Source organism: Streptomyces sp. Tue6028 (assembly GCF_002300165.1).
In the GTDB taxonomy this organism is placed as follows: Bacteria; Actinomycetota; Actinomycetes; order Streptomycetales; family Streptomycetaceae; genus Streptomyces; species Streptomyces siamensis.
Genome location: NZ_MLCE01000035.1, coordinates 141,918 through 161,477 on the forward strand (window position 1 = coordinate 141,918; position 19,560 = coordinate 161,477).

Consider the following 19,560-nt stretch of genomic DNA (forward strand, 5'->3'; position numbering starts at 1 on the left):
GGAGACCCTCCCCATGACCGAGAGCACCACCATCCGCTGGGAACAGGACGAGACCGGCGTCGTCACCCTCGTCCTCGACGACCCCAACCAGTCCGCCAACACGATGAACCAGGCCTTCAAGGACTCGATCGCGGCCGTCGCCGACCGCGTCGAGGCCGAGAAGGACTCCATCCGCGGCATCATCTACACCTCCGCCAAGAAGACCTTCTTCGCGGGCGGCGACCTCAAGGACATGATCCAGGCCGGTCCGGAGGACGCCCAGCAGGCATTCGACCTGGGCACGGACATCAAGGGCTGCCTCCGCCGCATCGAGACCCTCGGCAAGCCGGTCGTCGCCGCCATCAACGGCGCCGCGCTCGGCGGCGGTTACGAGATCGCCCTCGCCTCCCACCACCGCGTCGCCCTCGACGCGCCCGGCTCCAAGATCGGCCTGCCCGAGGTCACCCTCGGCCTGCTGCCCGCGGGCGGCGGCGTCACCCGCACCGTCCGCCTCATGGGCATCACCGACGCCCTCCTCAAGGTGCTGCTCCAGGGCACCCAGTACTCCCCGCAGCGCGCCCTGGAGAACGGCCTGGTCCACGAGGTCGCGGCCACCCCCGAGGAGATGCTCGCCAAGGCGCGCGCCTTCATCGACGCCAACCCCGAGTCGCAGCAGCCCTGGGACAAGCCCGGCTACAAGATCCCGGGCGGCACGCCGTCGAACCCGAAGTTCGCCGCCAACCTGCCCGCCTTCCCGGCCAACCTGCGCAAGCAACTGGGCGGCGCCCCCTACCCGGCCCCGCGCAACATCCTCGCCGCCGCCGTGGAGGGCTCCCAGGTCGACTTCGAGACCGCGCTCGTCATCGAGGCCCGCTACTTCACCGAGCTGGTGACGGGGCAGACCTCGAAGAACATGATCCAGGCGTTCTTCTTCGACCTCCAGGCGGTCAACTCCGGCGCCAACCGGCCCCAGGGCATCGAGCCGCGCCAGGTCCGCAAGGTCGCCGTCCTCGGCGCCGGGATGATGGGCGCGGGCATCGCCTACTCCTGCGCCCGCGCCGGCATCGACGTCGTCCTCAAGGACGTCTCGGCGGACGCGGCGGCCAAGGGCAAGGCCTACTCCGAGAAGCTCTGCGCCAAGGCCGTCTCCCGGGGACGCACGACCCAGCAGAAGGCCGACGAACTGCTCGCCCGCATCACCCCCACCGCCGACCCGAACGACCTGGCCGGCTGCGACGCCGTGATCGAGGCCGTCTTCGAGGACACCTCGCTCAAGCACAAGGTCTTCCAGGAGATCGAGAACATCGTCGAGCCGGACGCACTGCTGTGCTCCAACACCTCGACCCTCCCGATCACCGTCCTCGCCGAAGGCGTCGAGCGGCAGGACGACTTCATCGGCCTGCACTTCTTCTCGCCCGTCGACAAGATGCCGCTCGTCGAGATCATCAAGGGCGAGCGGACCGGCGACGAGGCACTGGCACGCGCCTTCGACCTGGTGCGCCAGATCAAGAAGACCCCGATCGTCGTCAACGACTCCCGCGGATTCTTCACCTCCCGCGTCATCGGCCACTTCATCAACGAGGGTGTCGCGATGGTCGGCGAGGGCATCGAGCCCGCGTCGGTCGAGCAGGCCGCCGCACAGGCCGGCTACCCCGCCAAGGTCCTCTCCCTGATGGACGAGCTCACGCTCACCCTGCCGCGCAAGATCCGCAAGGAGTCGAGGCAGGCGGTCGAGGAGGCCGGCGGCACCTGGGAGACGCACCCGGCCGAGGCCGTCATCGACCGCATGGTCGACGAGTTCGGCCGCACCGGGCGCAGCGGCGGAGCGGGCTTCTACGAGTACGGCGAGGACGGCAGGCGCGGCAGGCTGTGGCCCGGCCTGCGCGAGCACTTCACCAAGACGGGACACGAGATTCCCTTCCAGGACATGCAGGAGCGCATGCTCTTCTCCGAGGCGCTGGACACCGTCCGGCTCCTGGAGGAAGGCGTCCTCACGTCCGTCGCCGACGCCAACATCGGATCCATCTTCGGCATCGGCTTCCCCGGCTGGACCGGTGGCGTCCTCCAGTACATCAACGGCTACGACGGAGGCCTGCCCGGCTTCGTGGCCCGCGCGCGTGAGCTCGCCGACCGCTACGGAACGCGGTTCACGCCGCCCGCGCTGCTCGTCGAGAAGGCGGAGAAGGGCGAGCGGTTCAGCGACAAGTAACCGCACACACCCGCCGCCCCGGCCGTACCCGACGTACCGCTGAGTGGTATGCGGGGCTTGCTCCCCCGGGGGCGGGGACCGGACGCTGACCGCGAACCGGTCCCCGCCCCCACCGAGGAGCTCCCGTGGGTCGCCGCCCCGCCCACGCCCTGCTGGACATCCTGCGCGGCGAGGGCGTGGACCGTGTCTTCGGCAACCCCGGCACCACCGAACTGCCCTTCCTCGCCGCCCTCATGGCCGAACAGGACGCGCCCGAGTACGTGCTCGGCGTCCACGAGGGCGCCGTCGTCTCCATGGCCGACGGATACGCCCGCGCCACCGGGCGGCCCGCGTTCGTCAGCCTGCACATCGCGGCCGGGCTCGCCAACGGGCTCATCGGCCTGCTCAACGCCCGCCGCTCACGCACCCCGCTGGTGGTGACGGCCGGCCAGCAGGACCGCCGCCACCTCCAGCAGGACCCCATGCTCTCGGGCGACCTCGTCGGACTCGCCCGGCCCGCCGTCAAGGCGGCCCTCGACGTCCAGCACGCCCGTGACCTGCCGCTCGCCGTGCGCCGCGCCTTCGCCCTCGCCGTACGGCCGCCCGCGGGACCGGTCTTCCTCTCGGTACCGATGGACCTGCTCACCGAGGACACCGAGGTCGACGTCCCGGCCCGGACCCCCGCGTACGTCTCCTCGAAGGCCGGTCTCATCGGCTTCACGCGCGCGCTGGCGTCGGCGCTCGGCCCGTACGGCATCACGGTCAACGCGATCGCGCCGAGCATGGTGCGCACGGCCACCGCAGCACGGACCCCCGGAGCGGGCGGCGGTTTCGAGCACGTCCGCGCCCAGCAGGCCGTGCCGAGGACCCAGGAGCCGTCCGACCTGCTGTCCACGCTGCTGTACGTGGTCGACCAGGGCAGCGGCTTCCTGACCGGCCAGACCCTCGACGTGGCCGGCGGATCCGCCTACCTGTGACCGGGCCGTCGGGCGTGGGAGCAGGTCAGGACTGCTTGAGCCACTCCCGCAGCTCCTCCTTCAGCGAGCGCTGGAACGTGGTGAGCAGGGCCTGCACGACCAGCGGCTCCATGTGCGCGGACAGCGACTTCACCGCCGCGACGGACTCCTGCTCGCCCACCGCGTCGCGCAGCAGCGCGGACAGCTCGCGGGCCGCCGCGCGGGAGTGCTCCAGCAGGACCGTCCGCGCCGCGAGGACCGCCTCGTGGGCGATGGGCACGTCCAGCAGCTCCACGCCGAGCCGCAGCAGCGCCGGATCCACGCGGAAGGAGTCCGAGGTCCGCTCGACGACCTGCATGGCAGTCAGCCGGTCCAGGTCTTCGTCCGCCAGAGGCCGTCCGGCCCGTCGCGCCAGCTCCTCGCGCGTCACCACCTCCACCGCGTCGGGTGCCCAGGAGGCCACCACGGCGCGGTGAATGGCCAGGTCGTGGGCGCTCAGGCCGGGCGGCAGCTGTGCAAGATGGCGCTCGATCGCCGCCAGCGTCATGCCCTGGTGCTGCAGTTCCTCGATGAGAGCCAGCCGGGCCAGGTGCTGACGGCTGTAGTGCCCCACGCGTCGCGGGCCGATCACGGGCGGCGGGAGCAGGCCCTTCGCGCTGTAGAAGCGGATCGTCCGGACCGTGACGCCTGCCAGCGCGGCCAGCTCGTCGACGGTGAGCGTCGACTCCTCGGTGTCCGTGGTCATGGCAGGTCCTCACCTTCCGGGTGGTGCGGCGCCCGCCCTCCGGGACGGACGAGGACACGGTGCAACAGTATTACTGTCTCACCAACCTTGTGAAAGTACTCGTGAGGCCCGATATCGCCTTGATCGCCGCTTTTGCAGCCATTGATCAGCATGTGAGATGTTCCGCTGTGTGGCATGCGTCATCGCATGGCCGTGATCCCTCGGGGAAGGTGGCGCCTTGGTCCGTACCACGCCAGGAGGTACGGACCGTGGCACATCCGGACACCCGAGCCCCGGTGCGTCGGGCGCACCAGAGAGTAGATCCACCCGTGACCAAGGAAGCCGTAGACACGGCCAAGGCCGCATCCCTCACCGGTGCGACCCGCGCGCCCGCGGACGCGGGCGACGCCGGCTACAGCAAGGACCTCAAGGCCCGCCACGTCAACATGATCGCCATCGGCGGCGCGATCGGCACCGGACTCTTCCTCGGAGCCGGCGGGCGCCTCCACAACGCGGGCCCCGCACTCGCGATCGCCTACCTCGTCTGCGGCGTCTTCGCCTTCTTCGTCGTGCGCGCCCTCGGCGAGCTGGTCCTCTACCGGCCCTCCTCCGGGTCCTTCGTGTCGTACGCGCGCGAGTTCCTCGGCGAGAAGGGCGCCTACGTCGCCGGGTGGATGTACTTCCTGAACTGGTCGACGACCGGTATCGCGGACATCACCGCGATCGCGCTCTACACGCACTACTGGAGCTTCTTCACCGACATCCCGCAGTGGGTGCTGGCGCTCATCGCCCTCGCCGTGGTCCTCGCCGTGAACCTGATCTCGGTGAAGATCTTCGGCGAGATGGAGTTCTGGTTCGCGATCATCAAGGTCGCCACGCTCGTCGCGTTCATGCTGATCGGCATCTTCCTGCTCGCCACGCAGCACCAGGTCGGCGGCCAGACGCCCGGGGTCGGCGTCATCACGGACCACGGCGGGCTCCTTCCGCACGGTGTGATGCCGGTCGTCCTGGTCATGCAGGGCGTGATCTTCGCCTACGCCGCGCTGGAACTGGTCGGTGTCGCCGCGGGCGAGACCGCCGAGCCGGAGAAGGTCGTCCCGCGCGCGGTGAACTCGATCATGTGGCGCGTCGGCCTCTTCTACGTCGGCTCGGTCGTGCTCCTCGCGCTGCTGCTGCCCGGTTCCGTCTACTCCGCCGACGAGAGTCCCTTCGTCACGGTCCTCTCCAAGGTCGGCATCCCGGCCGCCGGCGACGTGATGAACCTGGTCGTCCTCACGGCCGCCATGTCCTCGCTGAACTCCGGCCTGTACTCCACCGGCCGCATCCTGCGCTCGATGGCCTCGGCGGGCTCGGCCCCCAGGTTCACCGCGAGGATGAACCGCAGCCAGGTGCCGTACGGCGGCATCCTGCTCACCTGCGCGGTGTGCGTGCTCGGTGTCGGCCTGAACTACCTCATGCCGAGCCAGGCCTTCGAGATCGTCCTGAACGTGGCGTCGCTCGGCGTCATCAGCACCTGGGTGATCATCATGATCTGCCACCTGATGTTCGTCCGCCGGGCCAAGGAGGGGCTGGTGACGCGTCCCTCGTTCCGCCTGCCGGGCAGCCCGTTCACCGAGATCGTCACCGTGGTCTTCCTGGTGGCCGTGCTCGGCCTGATGTGGAACGACCCCGAGGTCGGCCGGAAGACGCTCCTGCTCGTCCCGGTGATCGGAGCCCTGCTCGTCGGCGGCTGGTTCGCGGTCCGGCGCCGCGTCTCGCAGGCCGAGGACCGGGAGCTCGGCGAACTCATGAAGTAGCGGCCCGGCGGCCACCGACGGTGGCCGCGCCCGCGATGGCGTCGTCCCGCACATCTCGTAGGTGCGGGACGGCGCCATTTCTCGTACGGCCGACCGGCCGCGACCGCCCCGTCGGCCCAACTCCCGCTCCGGGCAGGCACGTTCTCACCGCAATGACTTGCAGAAAGATGCTGCAAGTCATTGCCAGGGTCGTCGCGGCGCTGCTTGACTCACGTGCCGACCGAGCGTGCAGCCGAGAGGAACACCCATGAGCAGCCCCGAGATCGACGTCCTCGTCCTGGGAGGCGCGGGCGTGGACACGATCGTCCACGTCCCCGAACTGCCGCTCCCGTTCGCCGACAGTTACATGATCCGGCCCGGCATCGAGACCCGGGCCGGACAGAGCGGGGACTTCGTCGCGCTCGGCGTGCACGCCCTGGGCCTGCGCACGCACCACCTCGACATGATCGGCGACGACCACGAGGGCGAGCTCGTCCGGGCCCTCCACCGCGACCGGGGGATCCCGCTCACGGACGTCCTCCAGCCCGGCGGCACCAAGCGGGCGGTCAACCTCGTCGACCCGCAGGGACGCAGGCTCTCGCTGTACGACGACAGCCGCTCCCGGGAAGCGGACCGGCTGCCCGAGGAGACGGTGCGCGCGCTGGCCGGAGCGAGCCGTCACGCCCACGTCGTCATCACCCACCCGTGCTCCGCCACCCTGCCGGTACTGCGCGAAGCGGGCCTGACGCTCTCGACCGACCTGCACAACTGGGACGGGGACAACCCGTACCACGAGCCGTTCGCCCATGCCGCGGACGTCGTCTTCCTGTCCACCACCGCGCTGGCCGACCCCGAGCGGACCATGCGCCGGATCGGCGAACGGGGCCGGGCCCAGGTCGTGGCGGCCACCGCCGGGGCGGACGGCGCGTATCTGCTCGTGGACGGCGAGGTGACCCACATCCCTGCGGTCACCCCTCCCGCACCGGTCGTGGACTCCAACGGCGCGGGCGACGCCTTCGCCTCCGGCTTCCTCTTCGGCCGGCTCGCCGGGGAACCACCCCTGCGGTGCGCGCTGTACGGCGTGGTGGCCGGAGCGTACGCCTGCACGGTGCCCTCGACCCGGGCCGACGCCATCGGCCGCGACGAACTCCTGGCCCGCGTCGCGGAATTGGAGGAGCGAGGCGTCACCACGACCGAGGCAGCCGTCCCCGGCGCGTGAGTCCCCGTATACCTCTCCGCGCCGGCGCGCGCCGTCCGTCCCGCTCCTTGGTGGTGCCTGTAGGGCTGGCGGTTCGGGACCCCGTCCGGGGCGCGGGGAACGGCGTGCTCGGCCCCCGCGAAGCCGCACGCGCGCGTCCGGGTGGTGTGCCCCGTCAGGGGCGCGGGGAACGGCGCGCTCGGCCCCCGCGAAGCCGCACGCGCGCGTCCGGGTGGTGTGCCCCGTCAGGGGCGCGGGGAACGGCGCGCTCAGCCTCCGCGAAGCCGCACGCGCGCGTCCGGGTGGTGTGCCCCGTCAGGGGCGCGGGGAACGGCGCGCTCGGCCCCCGCGAAGCCGCACGCGCGCGTCCGGGTGGTGTGCCCCGTCAGGGGCGCGGGGAACGGCGCGCTCAGCCTCCGCGAAGCCGCACGCGCGCGTCCGGCGGTGCGTCCCAGCCGGGTGCGAACGGCACCGGGCAGCCACGGCGCGGCGCGCACACCCGTCCGCCCGCAGAGGGACGGACGGGCAGCGGAGCGCCGACGCCGGGCCGACCGACCGGCCCGGCGTCACTCAGCGGCCGTGGACGGAGTCCGTCGCAGCGATCCGCTTCCACGACTTGGGCCGAGCCGGAACCCCCTCGCCCCGGGCGAGGGACACACCCCGCGCCGCGGACACGGCCGGCTTCGAGGGCTGGAACAGCCACGTGTCGAACAACGCGGCGAGCGGCTTGCCCGACACCTGCTCGGCGTACTTCCGGAAGTCGTCGACCGACGCGTTGCCGTACGCGTGCTTCTTCGGCCAGCCCTTGAGGACGGCGAAGAACGCGTCGTCCCCGATCTCGTTGCGCAGCGCCTGCACGGCGAGGGCGCCCCGGTCGTAGACCGCGATGTCGAACTGGTCGTCCGGGCCCGGGTCACCGGGCTCGACCGTCCAGAAGGCGTCGTCTGCCGGGTGCGAGGTGTACACGTAGTCCGCGAGCTCCTGGGCCGTGCCCTCGCCCTCGTGCTCCGACCACAGCCACTGCGCGTAACGGGCGAAGCCCTCGTTGATCCAGATGTCCTTCCAGCCCTTCAGCGACACGTCGTCGCCGTACCACTGGTGCGCCAACTCGTGCACGACGACGGACGTGTTCGAGCCGTTCGCGAACTGCTTGGGGCTGTAGTACACGCGGGTCTGCGTCTCCAGCGCGTACCCGGTCGTCGTGTTGGGCACGTAGCCGCCCGCCGAACTGAAGGGATACGGCCCGAAGTAGCCGCTCAGCCAGTCGACGAGCTCCCCGGTCCGCTCCACACTGGCCCGCGCCGCGCCGTCGTTGTCGCCGAGGTCCTTGCTGTACGCGTTGACGACCGGCACGCCGCCCTCGGACGTGCTGGTGGTGATGTCGAACTTCCCGACGGCGAGCGTGGTGAGGTAGGTCGCCTGCGGTTTGTTCGAGCGCCAGTTGTAGCGGGTCCAGCCCAGGCGCGAACTCGTCGACTGGAGCGTGCCGTTGGAGATGGCCTGAGTGCCGTCGGGCACCGCCACCGACACGTCGTACGTCGCCTTGTCCAGCGGATGGTCGTTACTCGGGTACCACCACCAGGCCGCCTCGGGCTCGTCCGCCGCGACCGCGCCGTCGGGGGTGCGGTGCCAGGTCGAGAAGCCGTACGCGCTCTTCGTGGACGGCACCCCGCTGTACCGGACGACGACCGTGACCGGCGTCCCCTTGGGCAGCGGCTTCGCCGGAGTGATCTCCAGCTCGTGCTGCCCGGACGTCGCGAACGACGCCTTCGCGCCGTTGACCCGCACCTCGCTCACGTCGAGCAGGAAGTCCAGGTCGAACCGCGACAGGTCCTGCGTGGTCGTGGCCAGGAGGGTCGCCGTTCCCTCCAGTTCGTCCGTCCGCGGCTGGTACGTGAGTCGCAGGTCGTAGTGCGAGACGTCGTATCCGCCGTTGCCGTAGGCCGGGTAGTAGGGGTCGCCGATGCCCGGCGCCCCCGGGGAACTGCTGGCCGCCGAAGCCGGGATCGCCAGCAGCAGGGAGGCCGCGAGCGCGCCCGGGGCGATGAGTCTGCGGTGCACGTCAAGCTCCAAGTGGTAGGGGCATGAAGTCTGTCCGGAGCCTATTCAGTCCCTGTGCCCAAGGCGTGTCCACAGCCACCCCTGTCACACGATCGCCATTCGGCCGACATGACTGACGGTGCCTCATGGACCTTTCACCGACCCTCTTTTGCGCCGGAGTCGACCGGGGTACCTTCCGCGCATGCCGATACCAGTGCGCCGCATGCGCTTCACGACCTGGAGATCGCTCGCGACGGCCGCCACGGCCGCCCTGATGGCTTCGTTCCTTGCCCCCGCCGCTGCACACAGCGCCCCGCGCGAGAGCACCCCCGTCTATTCGTACGAGAACGCGATCCGCGAATCGGTCTGGGTCGACACCGGACTCGACGGCGACGGCGACGGGAAGACGGACCGTGTCGCCGTCGACGTCGTCCGGCCGCGCGAACTCGCCCGCCAGGGCCGCAAGATACCCGTGATCATGGACGCCAGCCCGTACTACTCCTGCTGCGGACGCGGCAACGAGAGCCAGAAGAAGACGTACGACGCGAACGGCAACGTTGTCCAGATGCCGCTCTTCTACGACAACTATTTCGTCCCGCGCGGCTACGCCTTCGTCGGCGTCGACCTCGCCGGCACCAACCGCTCCGACGGCTGCGTGGACGTCGGCGGACGCTCCGACATCCAGTCCGCCAAGGCGGTCGTCGACTGGCTGAACGGCCGGGCCAGGGCCTACACCACGCGCACCGGCACCACCTCGGCCGAGGCCACCTGGACCAACGGCAGAACCGGCATGATCGGCAAGAGCTGGGACGGCACCATCGCCAACGGCGTCGCCGCCACCGGCGTCAAGGGCCTGAAGACCATCGTGCCGATCAGCGCCATCTCCTCCTGGTACGACTACTACTTCGCCAAGGGCGCCCCGCTCTACGACTCGGGCCCGGACTGGCTCTCCGACTACGTCGACAGCCCCGACGCCCGCGCCAAGTGCGCCGCCGTGCAGCAGAAGCTCGTCGACCAGGCACCGCGCACCGGCGACTGGACGCCGCTGTGGACCGAGCGCGACTACGTGAAGGACGCGAGCAAGGTCAGGGCCAGTGTCTTCCTGATCCACGGCATGCAGGACCTCAACGTCCGTACCAAGCACTTCGGCCAGTGGTGGGACGCCCTCGCCAGGAACGGCGTCGAGCGCAAGATCTGGCTCTCCCAGACCGGCCACGTCGACCCCTTCGACTTCCGCCCCGCCACCTGGACCGACACCCTGCACCGCTGGTTCGACCACGAACTCCTCGGCTACGACAACGGCATCGACGACGAACCCATGGCCGACATCGAACGGCACCCCGACCAGTGGGTCACGTCGAGCGTCTGGCCGCCGCGCGCCACGAGCACGACGACCCTGCGGCCGGACACCGGCACCCAGGCCGGCGTCGGCACCCTCGGCCTGCGGACGGGCTCCGGCACCGAGACCTTCACCGACAACCCGGCGCTGAGCGAGACCGACTGGGCCGCGCACATCGACGGGCCGACCACCGAGAAGGCCGGCTTCGTCACCGAGCCGCTCACCCGCGACCTGCGGCTGTCCGGCTCCTCCAAGGTGACCGTCACCGCCACCCCCACCACGTCCACGGCCCACCTCTCCGCCGTCCTCGTCGACCTCGGACCGGACACCATCCGCGACTACGCCGCCGGCGGCGAGGGCATCACCACCCTCACCGACCGCACCTGCTGGGGCGCGAGCACGGCCGGCGACAGCGCCTGCTTCAAGGGAACCGAGGCGAAGAAGACCGACGTCGACTACACGGTGTTCAGCCGCGGCTGGGCCGACCTCGGCAATTACGCCTCCGACGCGAAGGGCGTCCCCCTGACCCCCGGCCGTGCCTACACCATCACGCTCGACCTGGCGGCCACCGACCACGTCGTGCCCGAGGGCCATCGGCTCGCACTGATCATCGCGGGCACCGACAAGGACCTCATCGACCCCCCGTCCAGCACACCGACCCTGACCCTCGACCTGTCCCGCACCTCGGCCAGGGTCCCGCTGGTCGGCGGCTCCAAGGCCTTCGCACGGGCGACGGCGGGCGAGACGGCAGCGGCACCCCGCCCGTCCGTCCTCGACGGCGTGGGCGCGCCCCGCACGGCACTCCCGGTGCCCGGGGAGGCCCGTTGAGCGCCTTACGCGCACGAGCCCTGGCCGTGGCGGTCACCGCCACGGCCCTGGCGGCACCCCTGCTGACCGCGCCGGCACACGCGGCCGACACCCCGCCGCGCACCGGATTCGAACGCAGCGGGGGAGCACGCTGGACCGGCGAGCGTGAGGAGCGGGACTTCCTCGCCGCCGTGGACCGGGCGAGCGACAGGGTCTCCGTCACCCGGATCGGGACGACCGGACAGGGCCGCCCACTCCGGCTCGTCCGTGTCGGCACGCACCGCACCCCTACGACCGTGCTGCTGGTGTGCAGCCAGCACGGCGACGAACCCGCGGGCCGCGAGGCGTGCCTCAGCACGGTCCGCGACCTGGCGTTCGCCGAGGACGGGCCGACCCGGCGCCTGCTCGATCGCACCACCGTGCTGGTCCTGCCCACCGCCAACCCCGACGGCCGCGCCGCCGACACCCGGGGGAACGCCGACGGCGTCGACATCAACCGGGACCACCTCGCCCTCACGACCGCCGAGGCCCGCGCGACGGCCACGGTCCTGCGCGACCGCAGACCCGATGTCGTCTACGACCTCCACGAGTACGGCGCCACCCCGAAGTACTACGACAAGGACCTCTTCGACCTCTGGCCGCGCAACCTCAACACGGACGCGGCCGTGCACGACGAGGCGCAGACGCTGTCAGGGGAGTACGTACGGCCCGCCGCCCGGGCCGGCGGGTACTCGACCGGCACGTACGGCATCTGGACCGACCCCGTGACCGGCGATCCCGTCAAGCAGACCGCGGGCGACGGACAGGAACGCATCCTGCGGAACATGTCCGGCGTCAAACACTCCGTGGGCCTGCTCATCGAGAGCCGGGTGGAAGCGCTCGACGACAGCGCGGAACCCGCGAACAACCGTCGCCGGGTCCAGTCCCAGCTCGCCGCGCTGGGCGGACTGTTCGGATTCACCCGGGAGCGGGGCGGGCAGGTCGCGGAGGCCACCGCCGCCGCCCGCGCCGCGGGCCACCGCGACACCGGCCCGGTCTACCTCGGCGGCGCCGACAACGACCCGGCCGAACCGTCCGAGGTGATCCAGGACCCGCCCTGCGGGTACCGGCTCACGGCGGACCAGTACGCGGACGTCGGCGACGAACTCGCCCTGCACGGCGTACGCGTACGGCGCGGGGCCGACGGCGTGCTCGTCCCGCTGCGCCAGTCCCTGCGCGCCCTCGTCCCCCTGCTCCTCGACGAGCGCGCGCCGTACCACCTCACCGCCGCGGAACCCGCGCCGGACTGCTGAGAGCGGGCGCTTCCACGGGGGCGGCCGCTGCCACGGGGGCGGCCGCTTCCACGGAACCGCCGTTCCCCTACGAGGCGGCGGTTCTCCTACGAGGCGGCGGTTCTCCTACGAGGCGGCGGTTCTCCTACGAGGCGGCCGTTCCCCTATGGAGGCGGCCGCTTCCACCGACGTGGCCGCTCACGCGGAGGCGGCCGGGTGCGCGAGCCCGGCCGCCTGCCGCGCACACCCCCACGCCACCGTCACTCCCGCGCCACCGTGCCCGTAGTTGTGCACCAGGACCCTGCCGTCCGGCAGCACCTCGCGCTCCAGCCGTACCTCGTCGCGCACCGGCCGCAGCCCCACCCGGTGGTCGAGCACACGCGCCCCGGCGACCTCGGGACGCAGCGCCGCACACCGCGCGACGATCGACGCCGCCACCTCCGGGTCCGGCGTCAGGGACCAGTCGTCCTCGTCCGTGGTGCCGCCCAGGACGAGCCGGTCCGGCTGCGGGAAGACATACGTCGTCGTCCCGGCGGACGCGTCCGTCGACACCACCCACTCGCGGATTCCCGGGTTCTCCACGATCACCAGCTGCCCCCGCACCGGGCGCACCGCGGGATCGGGCACGAGCTCCCGAGCGCCGAGCCCCGTGCAGTTCACGACGACCGGAGCCGCCGCCTCCGCCAGGTCCGTCACCGTGCGTTCCTCGATCACCCCGCCCGCCCGCAGGAACCGCTCGCGCAGCCACCCCAGGTGCACCGGCATGTCGATCAGCGGCAGCCGGGCCCACAGCCCCTGCCCCGCGTACTCCGCGGACGTCGCCGCCCGCAGCCCCGCGAGCCGCCCGGCAGCCCACGGCGCCTGCTCGTCCAGCCGTGTCTCACCGAGTACACCCTCGACCACCCGTACGCCCGTCTCCTCCGGACGCCCGGCCAACTCCTCGTACACGGACAGCGATCGCAGGGCCCACGCGCGGGCGAGCTCCTTCGGTTCGATGCGGTACGGCCACCACAGGGCGCCCGCAACGGCCGAGGTGGTCCGCTGCGCGGACTCGCGCGCCCACACCCGTACCCGTGCGCCGTCCTCGGCCAGCACGACCGCCGTCGTCAGGCCGACGACCCCGCTGCCGACCACGATCACATCACCACTGCGAGCGCTCTCCACGCGGGGACGTTAGCGGAATACGTCATGCCGTGCTCACATCACCCTCAGTGCGGGAATACTCACAGCATGTCTGCCGAGTACGCGACCTTCGGCCTGGCACCGGCGATGCGTGCCGGTGGAGTCCTCGCCAACGGTGACTACCAAGTGCACCGGGACTTCGTGGACTTCATCGTCGACGGCTGCCCGCTGCTGTTCCGCCTCTCCGACCTCGACGCGGTGTCCCCGCTCGCCTCCGACGTACCACCCGCGATCTTCACCGCCCAGGTGCGCAGCCTCCTCCTGGAGGCCGAGGCCCCGCTCGACGGGGACCGCTATGTCATCTACGGCTGCCCCGAATGCGCGAGCCTCGAATGCGGTGCCGTCACCGCCGTGATCGAGCGGGACGGCGACGACTACGTGTGGCGCGACTTCGCCTGGCAGACCGGTGAACCCGCCGATCTCGAACTCAACGGCTACCACGGCATAGGGCCGTTCCGCTTCCGCGGCGCCGAATACCGCAGCGCACTGAACTCCCTCCTCGACGGCGACTCGGAACCGCGCCGCCGCGTCCTGCTCATCGGCGCCCGGGTCGCCCTGCTCGCCCGGCTCGCCGCCGCCCTGCGCACCATCGGCATCGGCGCCGACATCACCCGCGACGCCGCCGACGTCCCCGCCGACGAACTGCGCGCCTACGGCGCCGTGGTCTTCGGCCGGACCGTCGGCGAACCCGAACGGGCCGCCGTACGCGCGTCGTTCCGCGACGCGTCCGTCGACGTCGCCTACGTCGACGGACTCGCCCCGATCGTCCCCCTCCTCGTCGCCCAGATCGAGCACGCGCTCGACCGCAGCCCGCGGGAACAGCGCCGGCTCACCCGGCTCGTCGCGGCCGACGGCGAGGCCGGCATCGAGGTCACCTCCACCTGCCGTGTCCAGCTCACCGCGTACCGGCTCGACCGGCTCTCCCGCACCCACGCGCACGACGTCTTCGACGGCATCCTGGAGGCGGGCCGCCACCGGGTCGCACTGGACGCCAAGGCGGTGAAGGGGGAGTCGTTCATCGTGGCCAGGACCTCGGGAAGCGTGCTGGTGGAGGCGATGGCCCACTGAGATCTCCGGCGCGGCAGGGCAGGAGGGCCCGTTAGGATCGGCGTCCTGATGACTGCCACCCTCGTCGCCAAGAACCTCGCCGCCGGCCACGGTGACCGCTCCCTCTTCGCCGGGCTCGACCTCGTCGTCGCGCCCGGCGACGTGATCGGGCTCGTCGGTGCCAACGGCGCCGGCAAGTCCACCCTGCTGCGGCTGCTCGCCGGACTCCTCACCCCGGAACAGGGCGAGCTGCGCCTGTCGCCTCCCTCCGCGACCGTCGGGCACCTCCCGCAGGAGCCCGACCGGCGCGCGGGCGAGACCGTCCGCGCGTTCCTCGGCCGCCGCACCGGGGTCACCGAGGCCCAGCGGGTGATGGACGAGGCGACGCAGGCCCTCGTCGACGGAACGCCCGGCGCGGACGACGCCTACGCGGCGAGCCTGGAGCGCTGGCTCGCACTCGGCGGCGCGGACCTCGACGAGCGCGCCGAGGAGGTGGCGGACTCCCTCGGGCTCGCCGTCGACCTGGACCAGCCGATGACCTCCCTGTCCGGCGGCCAGGCCGCCCGCGCCGGACTCGCTTCGCTGCTGCTCTCCCGCTACGACGTGTTCCTGCTCGACGAGCCCACGAACGATCTCGACCTGGACGGCCTGGAGCGTCTCGAACGCTTCGTCGGCGGGCTGCGCGCCGGGACCGTCGTCGTCAGCCACGACCGTGAGTTCCTGACCCGCACGGTCACCAAGGTCCTCGAACTCGACCTGGCACAGCAGCAGATCACCCTCTACGGCGGCGGATACGAGGCCTACCTGGAGGAGCGCGAGACCGCGCGCCGGCACGCCCGCGAGGACTTCGAGGAGTACGCCGACAAGCGGGCCGCGCTGGAGGGCCGCGCCCAGATGCAGCGTTCCTGGATGGACAAGGGCGTCAAGAACGCACGGCGCAAGGCCGGCAACGACAATGACAAGATCGGCCGCAAGTTCCGCAGCGAGGCCAGCGAGAAGCAGGCCGCCAAGGCCCGGCAGACCCAGCGCATGATCGAACGGCTCGACACCGTCGACGAGCCGCGCAAGGAATGGGAGCTGCGCATGGAGATCGCGGCGGCGCCGCGGTCCGGCGCGGTCGTCGCCACCCTGCGCGACGCGGAGGTGCGGCGCGGCGACTACCTCTTCGGCCCCGCGACACTGCAGATCGACTGGGCCGACCGGGTCGCCGTCACCGGAGCGAACGGCGCGGGCAAATCGACGCTGCTCGGGGCGCTGCTCGGCCGTGTCCCGCTGGACGCCGGGCATGCCGCGCTCGGATCGGGCGTGGTCGTCGGCGAGGTCGACCAGGCCCGCAAGCTCTTCCACGGTTCCGAGTCACTGCTCGACGCGTTCTGCGCCGCCGTGCCCGACACCGAGCCGGTCGAAGTCCGCACCCTGCTCGCCAAGTTCGGCCTCAAGGCGGATCACGTCCTGCGGTCCGCCGCGACGCTGTCCCCGGGCGAGCGCACCCGCTCGGCGCTGGCCCTCCTCCAGGGGCGGGGCGTCAACCTCCTCGTCCTGGACGAGCCGACCAACCACCTCGACCTCCCGGCGATCGAGCAGCTCGAATCCGCGCTCGACGCGTACGAGGGCACGTTGCTTCTTGTCACTCATGATCGGCGGATGCTGGACGCGGTGCGTACGAACCGGCGGCTGGAGGTCGCCGCCGGCAAGGTCACGGAACTCCCCGCGTAACCGCTCCGCGGCGTTCGTGGCAGGGGTCCACTGCCGCGGAGCTCCGCTCGCCCACCAGCCCCGCCGCCCGCAGCCGCGGGTCCGCTGCCGCGGGGTCTGTTCGCCCTGGCTGTGGGCCGCGGTCCGGTGCGTGCCTGTGCACCGGCGCTTGCAGCCGTAGGCCCGCTGCCGCGGGGCTTTGTTCGTCCACCGACCGGCGCTCCCGGCTGCAGGTCCGCTGCCGCCGGGCTCTGTTTGCCCACCCGCCCGCCCTGGCTGTTGGCTGCGGTCCGGTCCAGCGCGTGCCCGTGCGCCGGCGCTTGCTGGCGCAGGTCTGCTGCCGCGGGGCTCTGTTCGTCCACCGACCGGCGCTCCCAGCCGCAGGCCCGCTGCCGTCGGCCCCTGTTTGCCCAGCCGCCCGCCCTGGACCTTGCATCGGCGGGAGTACCGCCACCGCCCGCAGCCCGCGCATCCGCCCCGGCTGCGGGCAGCAGCGCCGTCAACTGCGGGCAATCGTGCCGCCAGGGCGGCACGGGTGGGCGCAGCGGCACCTCGTCAGCGCCGAGCCGCGCAACCACCCCGAGCCGAGCACCACCGCGGGGTGCGCCAGCAGGCACGCCCCGGCATGAACCTGGCCAGTGCTGGGCGCCTTAGGCAGCAGGCCCCAGCGCGGCTGGCAGCAGCGCGGGGCGCCTCAGCAGGCAGGCCCCGGCACGAACCACAGCCGCGCGGGGCACCTCATGGCGCACACCCCGGCACGGCCCACACCGCCCCGGGGTGCCTCAGCAGTCAGACCCCGGCATGAACCTCGGCAATGCCGGACCCGCCCGAGACGCCCCCGGTACCGGCGACGGTCAGCCCCGGTACCGGCAACCGTCAGCCCCGCCCCCGCTTGGGGTCCACGAGCCCGGCGCGGCGCAACGCGTCCGCCATCGCGCTGTTGGCCGGTGGCGGCGCCTGGCGGGAGCCGCCACCGCCACCGCCGCCGCGGCCCTGACGCTGCTGCCCCCGCTGCTGCGGCGGCCGCCCGCCCCGCTGGGGCCGGCCACCGGCCTGCTGCTCGCCCTGGGGCGCGGCCTCGTCGTCGAGCCGCAGGGTCAGCGAGATCCGCTTGCGCGGGATGTCGACGTCCAGCACCTTGACCTTGACGATGTCGCCGGGCTTCACGACGTCCCGCGGGTCCTTGACGAAGGTCTTGGACATGGCGGACACATGCACGAGCCCGTCCTGGTGGACACCGACGTCCACGAACGCACCGAACGCGGCCACGTTCGTCACGACGCCCTCCAGGACCATCCCCGACACCAGGTCGGAGATCTTCTCGACGCCCTCCTTGAAGGTGGCCGTCTTGAAGGCCGGACGCGGGTCGCGCCCGGGCTTCTCCAACTCCTTCAGGATGTCCGTGACGGTCGGCAGACCGAACGTCTCGTCCACGAAGTCCCCGGGCTTCAGCGAGCGCAGCACCCCGGAGTTGCCGATCAGCCCCGCGACCTCGCTGCCCGCCGTCTTCACCATGCGCCGCACCACCGGATAGGCCTCGGGGTGCACGCTGGACGCGTCGAGCGGGTCGTCCCCGCCCCGGATCCGCAGGAAGCCCGCGCACTGCTCGTACGCCTTCGGGCCGAGCCGCGCCACGTCCTTGAGCGCCGTGCGCGCGCGGAAGGGGCCGTGGGCGTCGCGGTGCGCCACGATGTTCTCCGCGAGCCCGGAGGTGATGCCGGAGACGCGAGCGAGCAGCGGTGCGGAGGCGGTGTTCACGTCCACCCCGACGCCGTTCACACAGTCCTCGACCACCGCGTCCAGCGAACGGGAGAGCTTCATCTCGGACAGGTCGTGCTGGTACTGCCCGACGCCGATGGACTTCGGGTCGATCTTCACCAGTTCGGCCAGCGGGTCCTGGAGGCGGCGGGCGATCGAGACGGCGCCGCGCAGCGAGACGTCCATGTCGGGAAGCTCCTGCGAGGCGAACGCGGACGCCGAGTACACGGACGCGCCCGCCTCGGACACCATCACCTTGGTGAGCTTCAGCTCCGGGTGCCTGGTGATGAGGTCACCTGCGAGCTTGTCGGTCTCGCGGGACGCCGTGCCGTTGCCGATGGCGATGAGTTCGACCGAGTGCTCCGCGGCGAGCCGCGCGAGCTTGGCGATGGCCTCGTCCCACCGGTTCGCCGGGACGTGCGGGTGGATGACGTCGGTCGCCACGACCTTGCCGGTGGCGTCGACGACGGCCACCTTGACGCCCGTACGGAATCCGGGGTCGAGGCCCAGCGTCGCGCGGGTGCCGGCGGGGGCGGCGAGCAGCAGGTCGCGCAGGTTCGCCGCGAAGACGTTCACCGCCTCGTCCTCGGCGGCCGTGCGCAGCCGCAGCCGCAGGTCGATGCCGAGGTGGACGAGGATGCGGGTGCGCCAGGCCCAGCGGACGGTGTCCGTGAGCCACTTGTCGGCGGGACGGCCCCGGTCGGCGATGTCGAACCGCCCGGCGACGATCCCCTCGTACGACGACGGTCCGTCGGTGGGCTCCTCCGGCTCCAGGACGAGGTCGAGGACCTCTTCCTTCTCGCCGCGCAGCATGGCCAGGATGCGGTGCGAGGGAAGTTCCTTGAACGGTTCGGCGAAGTCGAAGTAGTCGGCGAACTTGGCGCCGGCCTCCTCCTTGCCGTCGCGCACCTTCGCGGCGAGCCGTCCCCGCACCCACATGCGCTCGCGGAGCTCGCCGATGAGGTCGGCGTCCTCCGAGAACCGCTCGGTGAGGATGGCCCGCGCGCCGTCCAGGGCGGCCTGCGGGTCGGCGACGCCCTTGTCGGCGTCGACGAAGGCCGCGGCGGCGGCGACCGGCTGGACCGCCGGGTCGCCGAGCAGGCCATCGGCCAGCGGCTCCAGGCCGGCCTCGCGCGCGATCTGCGCCTTCGTGCGCCGCTTCGGCTTGAACGGCAGGTAGATGTCCTCCAGGCGCGCCTTCGTCTCGGCGCCCCTGATCTGCGCCTCGACCTCGTCGGTGAGCTTGCCCTGCTCGCGCACCGAATCGAGGATGGCGCTGCGCCGGTCCTCCAGCTCCCGCAGATAGCGCAGCCGCTCCTCGAGGGTGCGCAGCTGCGCATCGTCGAGCATCTCGGTCGCTTCCTTGCGGTAGCGGGCGATGAAGGGCACCGTCGATCCGCCGTCGAGCAAGTCGACGGCGGCCTTGACCTGCCGCTCCCGTACGCCGAGTTCCTCGGCGATCCTGCCTTCGATGGACCCTACGAGGGGTGTCGTCACGATCCCGTACCGCCTTCTCCACTGAGGTTGCGCGGCAATTGTGGCAGGTGGCGCCGACAACGGGGGATCAGGGCACCGTCGTGCCGCGCAGCGCGTCGCGAAAG

The 19,560-nt window shown here is 71.8% G+C and carries 12 protein-coding genes; 8 read left to right on the plus strand and 4 right to left on the minus strand.

Annotated features, from left to right (window positions below):
* Positions 1–13: 13 nt before the first annotated feature.
* Positions 14–2,188: a 3-hydroxyacyl-CoA dehydrogenase NAD-binding domain-containing protein gene (locus tag BKI49_RS32415; RefSeq protein ID WP_095937854.1), complete on the plus strand. Its 2,175-nt coding sequence runs from the start codon at positions 14–16 to the stop codon at positions 2,186–2,188.
* Positions 2,189–2,313: 125 nt separating this feature from the next.
* A complete protein-coding gene (locus BKI49_RS35570) occupies positions 2,314–3,144 on the plus strand; it encodes an SDR family oxidoreductase (RefSeq protein WP_095937855.1) in 831 nt (276 codons plus the stop codon).
* Between the two features lie 25 nt (positions 3,145–3,169).
* Here the strand turns inward: BKI49_RS35570 and BKI49_RS32425 are convergent, their stop codons facing one another.
* The gene (locus BKI49_RS32425; protein WP_107469452.1) at positions 3,170–3,868 is read right to left on the minus strand and encodes a MerR family transcriptional regulator; all 699 of its coding nucleotides are present in this window, start codon (positions 3,866–3,868) and stop codon (positions 3,170–3,172) included.
* A gap of 308 nt (positions 3,869–4,176) precedes the next feature.
* Here BKI49_RS32425 and BKI49_RS32430 point away from each other — a divergent pair, with 308 nt between their 5' ends.
* Together BKI49_RS32430 and BKI49_RS32435 are read left to right on the plus strand one after the other, a co-directional pair.
* Positions 4,177–5,643 (plus strand): amino acid permease, encoded by a 1,467-nt coding sequence (locus BKI49_RS32430; RefSeq protein WP_095937856.1) that lies wholly within the window; start codon positions 4,177–4,179, stop codon positions 5,641–5,643.
* A gap of 247 nt (positions 5,644–5,890) precedes the next feature.
* The gene (locus tag BKI49_RS32435) at positions 5,891–6,841 is read left to right on the plus strand and encodes an adenosine kinase (protein ID WP_095937857.1); all 951 of its coding nucleotides are present in this window, start codon (positions 5,891–5,893) and stop codon (positions 6,839–6,841) included.
* A gap of 549 nt (positions 6,842–7,390) precedes the next feature.
* Here the strand turns inward: BKI49_RS32435 and BKI49_RS32440 are convergent.
* Entirely contained in the window at positions 7,391–8,881 is a 1,491-nt protein-coding gene (locus BKI49_RS32440) for a M1 family metallopeptidase (RefSeq protein WP_095937858.1), read from the minus strand.
* Positions 8,882–9,062: 181 nt separating this feature from the next.
* On the opposite strand from BKI49_RS32440, the gene BKI49_RS32445 reads away from it, so the two are divergent.
* Both BKI49_RS32445 and BKI49_RS32450 read left to right on the plus strand, forming a co-directional pair.
* Positions 9,063–11,027 (plus strand): Xaa-Pro dipeptidyl-peptidase, encoded by a 1,965-nt coding sequence (locus BKI49_RS32445; RefSeq protein WP_095937859.1) that lies wholly within the window; start codon positions 9,063–9,065, stop codon positions 11,025–11,027.
* A complete protein-coding gene (locus BKI49_RS32450) occupies positions 11,024–12,298 on the plus strand; it encodes a M14 family metallopeptidase (protein ID WP_179332656.1) in 1,275 nt (424 codons plus the stop codon). Before BKI49_RS32445 ends, BKI49_RS32450 begins: the two co-directional genes overlap by 4 nt.
* 177 nt (positions 12,299–12,475) lie before the next feature.
* On the opposite strand, the gene BKI49_RS32455 is transcribed toward BKI49_RS32450, so the two are convergent.
* Positions 12,476–13,441 (minus strand): FAD-dependent oxidoreductase, encoded by a 966-nt coding sequence (locus BKI49_RS32455; protein ID WP_095937860.1) that lies wholly within the window; start codon positions 13,439–13,441, stop codon positions 12,476–12,478.
* A gap of 66 nt (positions 13,442–13,507) precedes the next feature.
* Here BKI49_RS32455 and BKI49_RS32460 point away from each other — a divergent pair, with 66 nt between their 5' ends.
* Entirely contained in the window at positions 13,508–14,527 is a 1,020-nt protein-coding gene (locus tag BKI49_RS32460; protein ID WP_095937861.1) for an oxidoreductase, read from the plus strand.
* Between the two features lie 48 nt (positions 14,528–14,575).
* Positions 14,576–16,222 (plus strand): ABC-F family ATP-binding cassette domain-containing protein, encoded by a 1,647-nt coding sequence (locus BKI49_RS32465; protein WP_095937862.1) that lies wholly within the window; start codon positions 14,576–14,578, stop codon positions 16,220–16,222.
* Positions 16,223–17,077: 855 nt separating this feature from the next.
* Here BKI49_RS32465 and BKI49_RS32470 read toward each other — a convergent pair.
* Entirely contained in the window at positions 17,078–19,456 is a 2,379-nt protein-coding gene (locus BKI49_RS32470; RefSeq protein ID WP_095937863.1) for a Tex family protein, read from the minus strand.
* Between the last annotated feature and the right edge of the window lie 104 nt (positions 19,457–19,560).

What these genes read in the sequence shown, in the direction of transcription:
- BKI49_RS32445 (WP_095937859.1), top strand. Translation starts at nt 9,063, where the DNA reads ATGCCGATACCAGTGCGCCGCATGCGCTTCACGACCTGGAGATCGCTC.
- BKI49_RS32460 (WP_095937861.1), top strand. Translation starts at nt 13,508, where the DNA reads ATGTCTGCCGAGTACGCGACCTTCGGCCTGGCACCGGCGATGCGTGCC.
- BKI49_RS32415 (WP_095937854.1), top strand. Translation starts at nt 14, where the DNA reads ATGACCGAGAGCACCACCATCCGCTGGGAACAGGACGAGACCGGCGTC.
- BKI49_RS32465 (WP_095937862.1), top strand. Translation starts at nt 14,576, where the DNA reads ATGACTGCCACCCTCGTCGCCAAGAACCTCGCCGCCGGCCACGGTGAC.
- BKI49_RS32435 (WP_095937857.1), top strand. Translation starts at nt 5,891, where the DNA reads ATGAGCAGCCCCGAGATCGACGTCCTCGTCCTGGGAGGCGCGGGCGTG.
- BKI49_RS32425 (WP_107469452.1), bottom strand. Translation starts at nt 3,868, where the DNA reads ATGACCACGGACACCGAGGAGTCGACGCTCACCGTCGACGAGCTGGCC.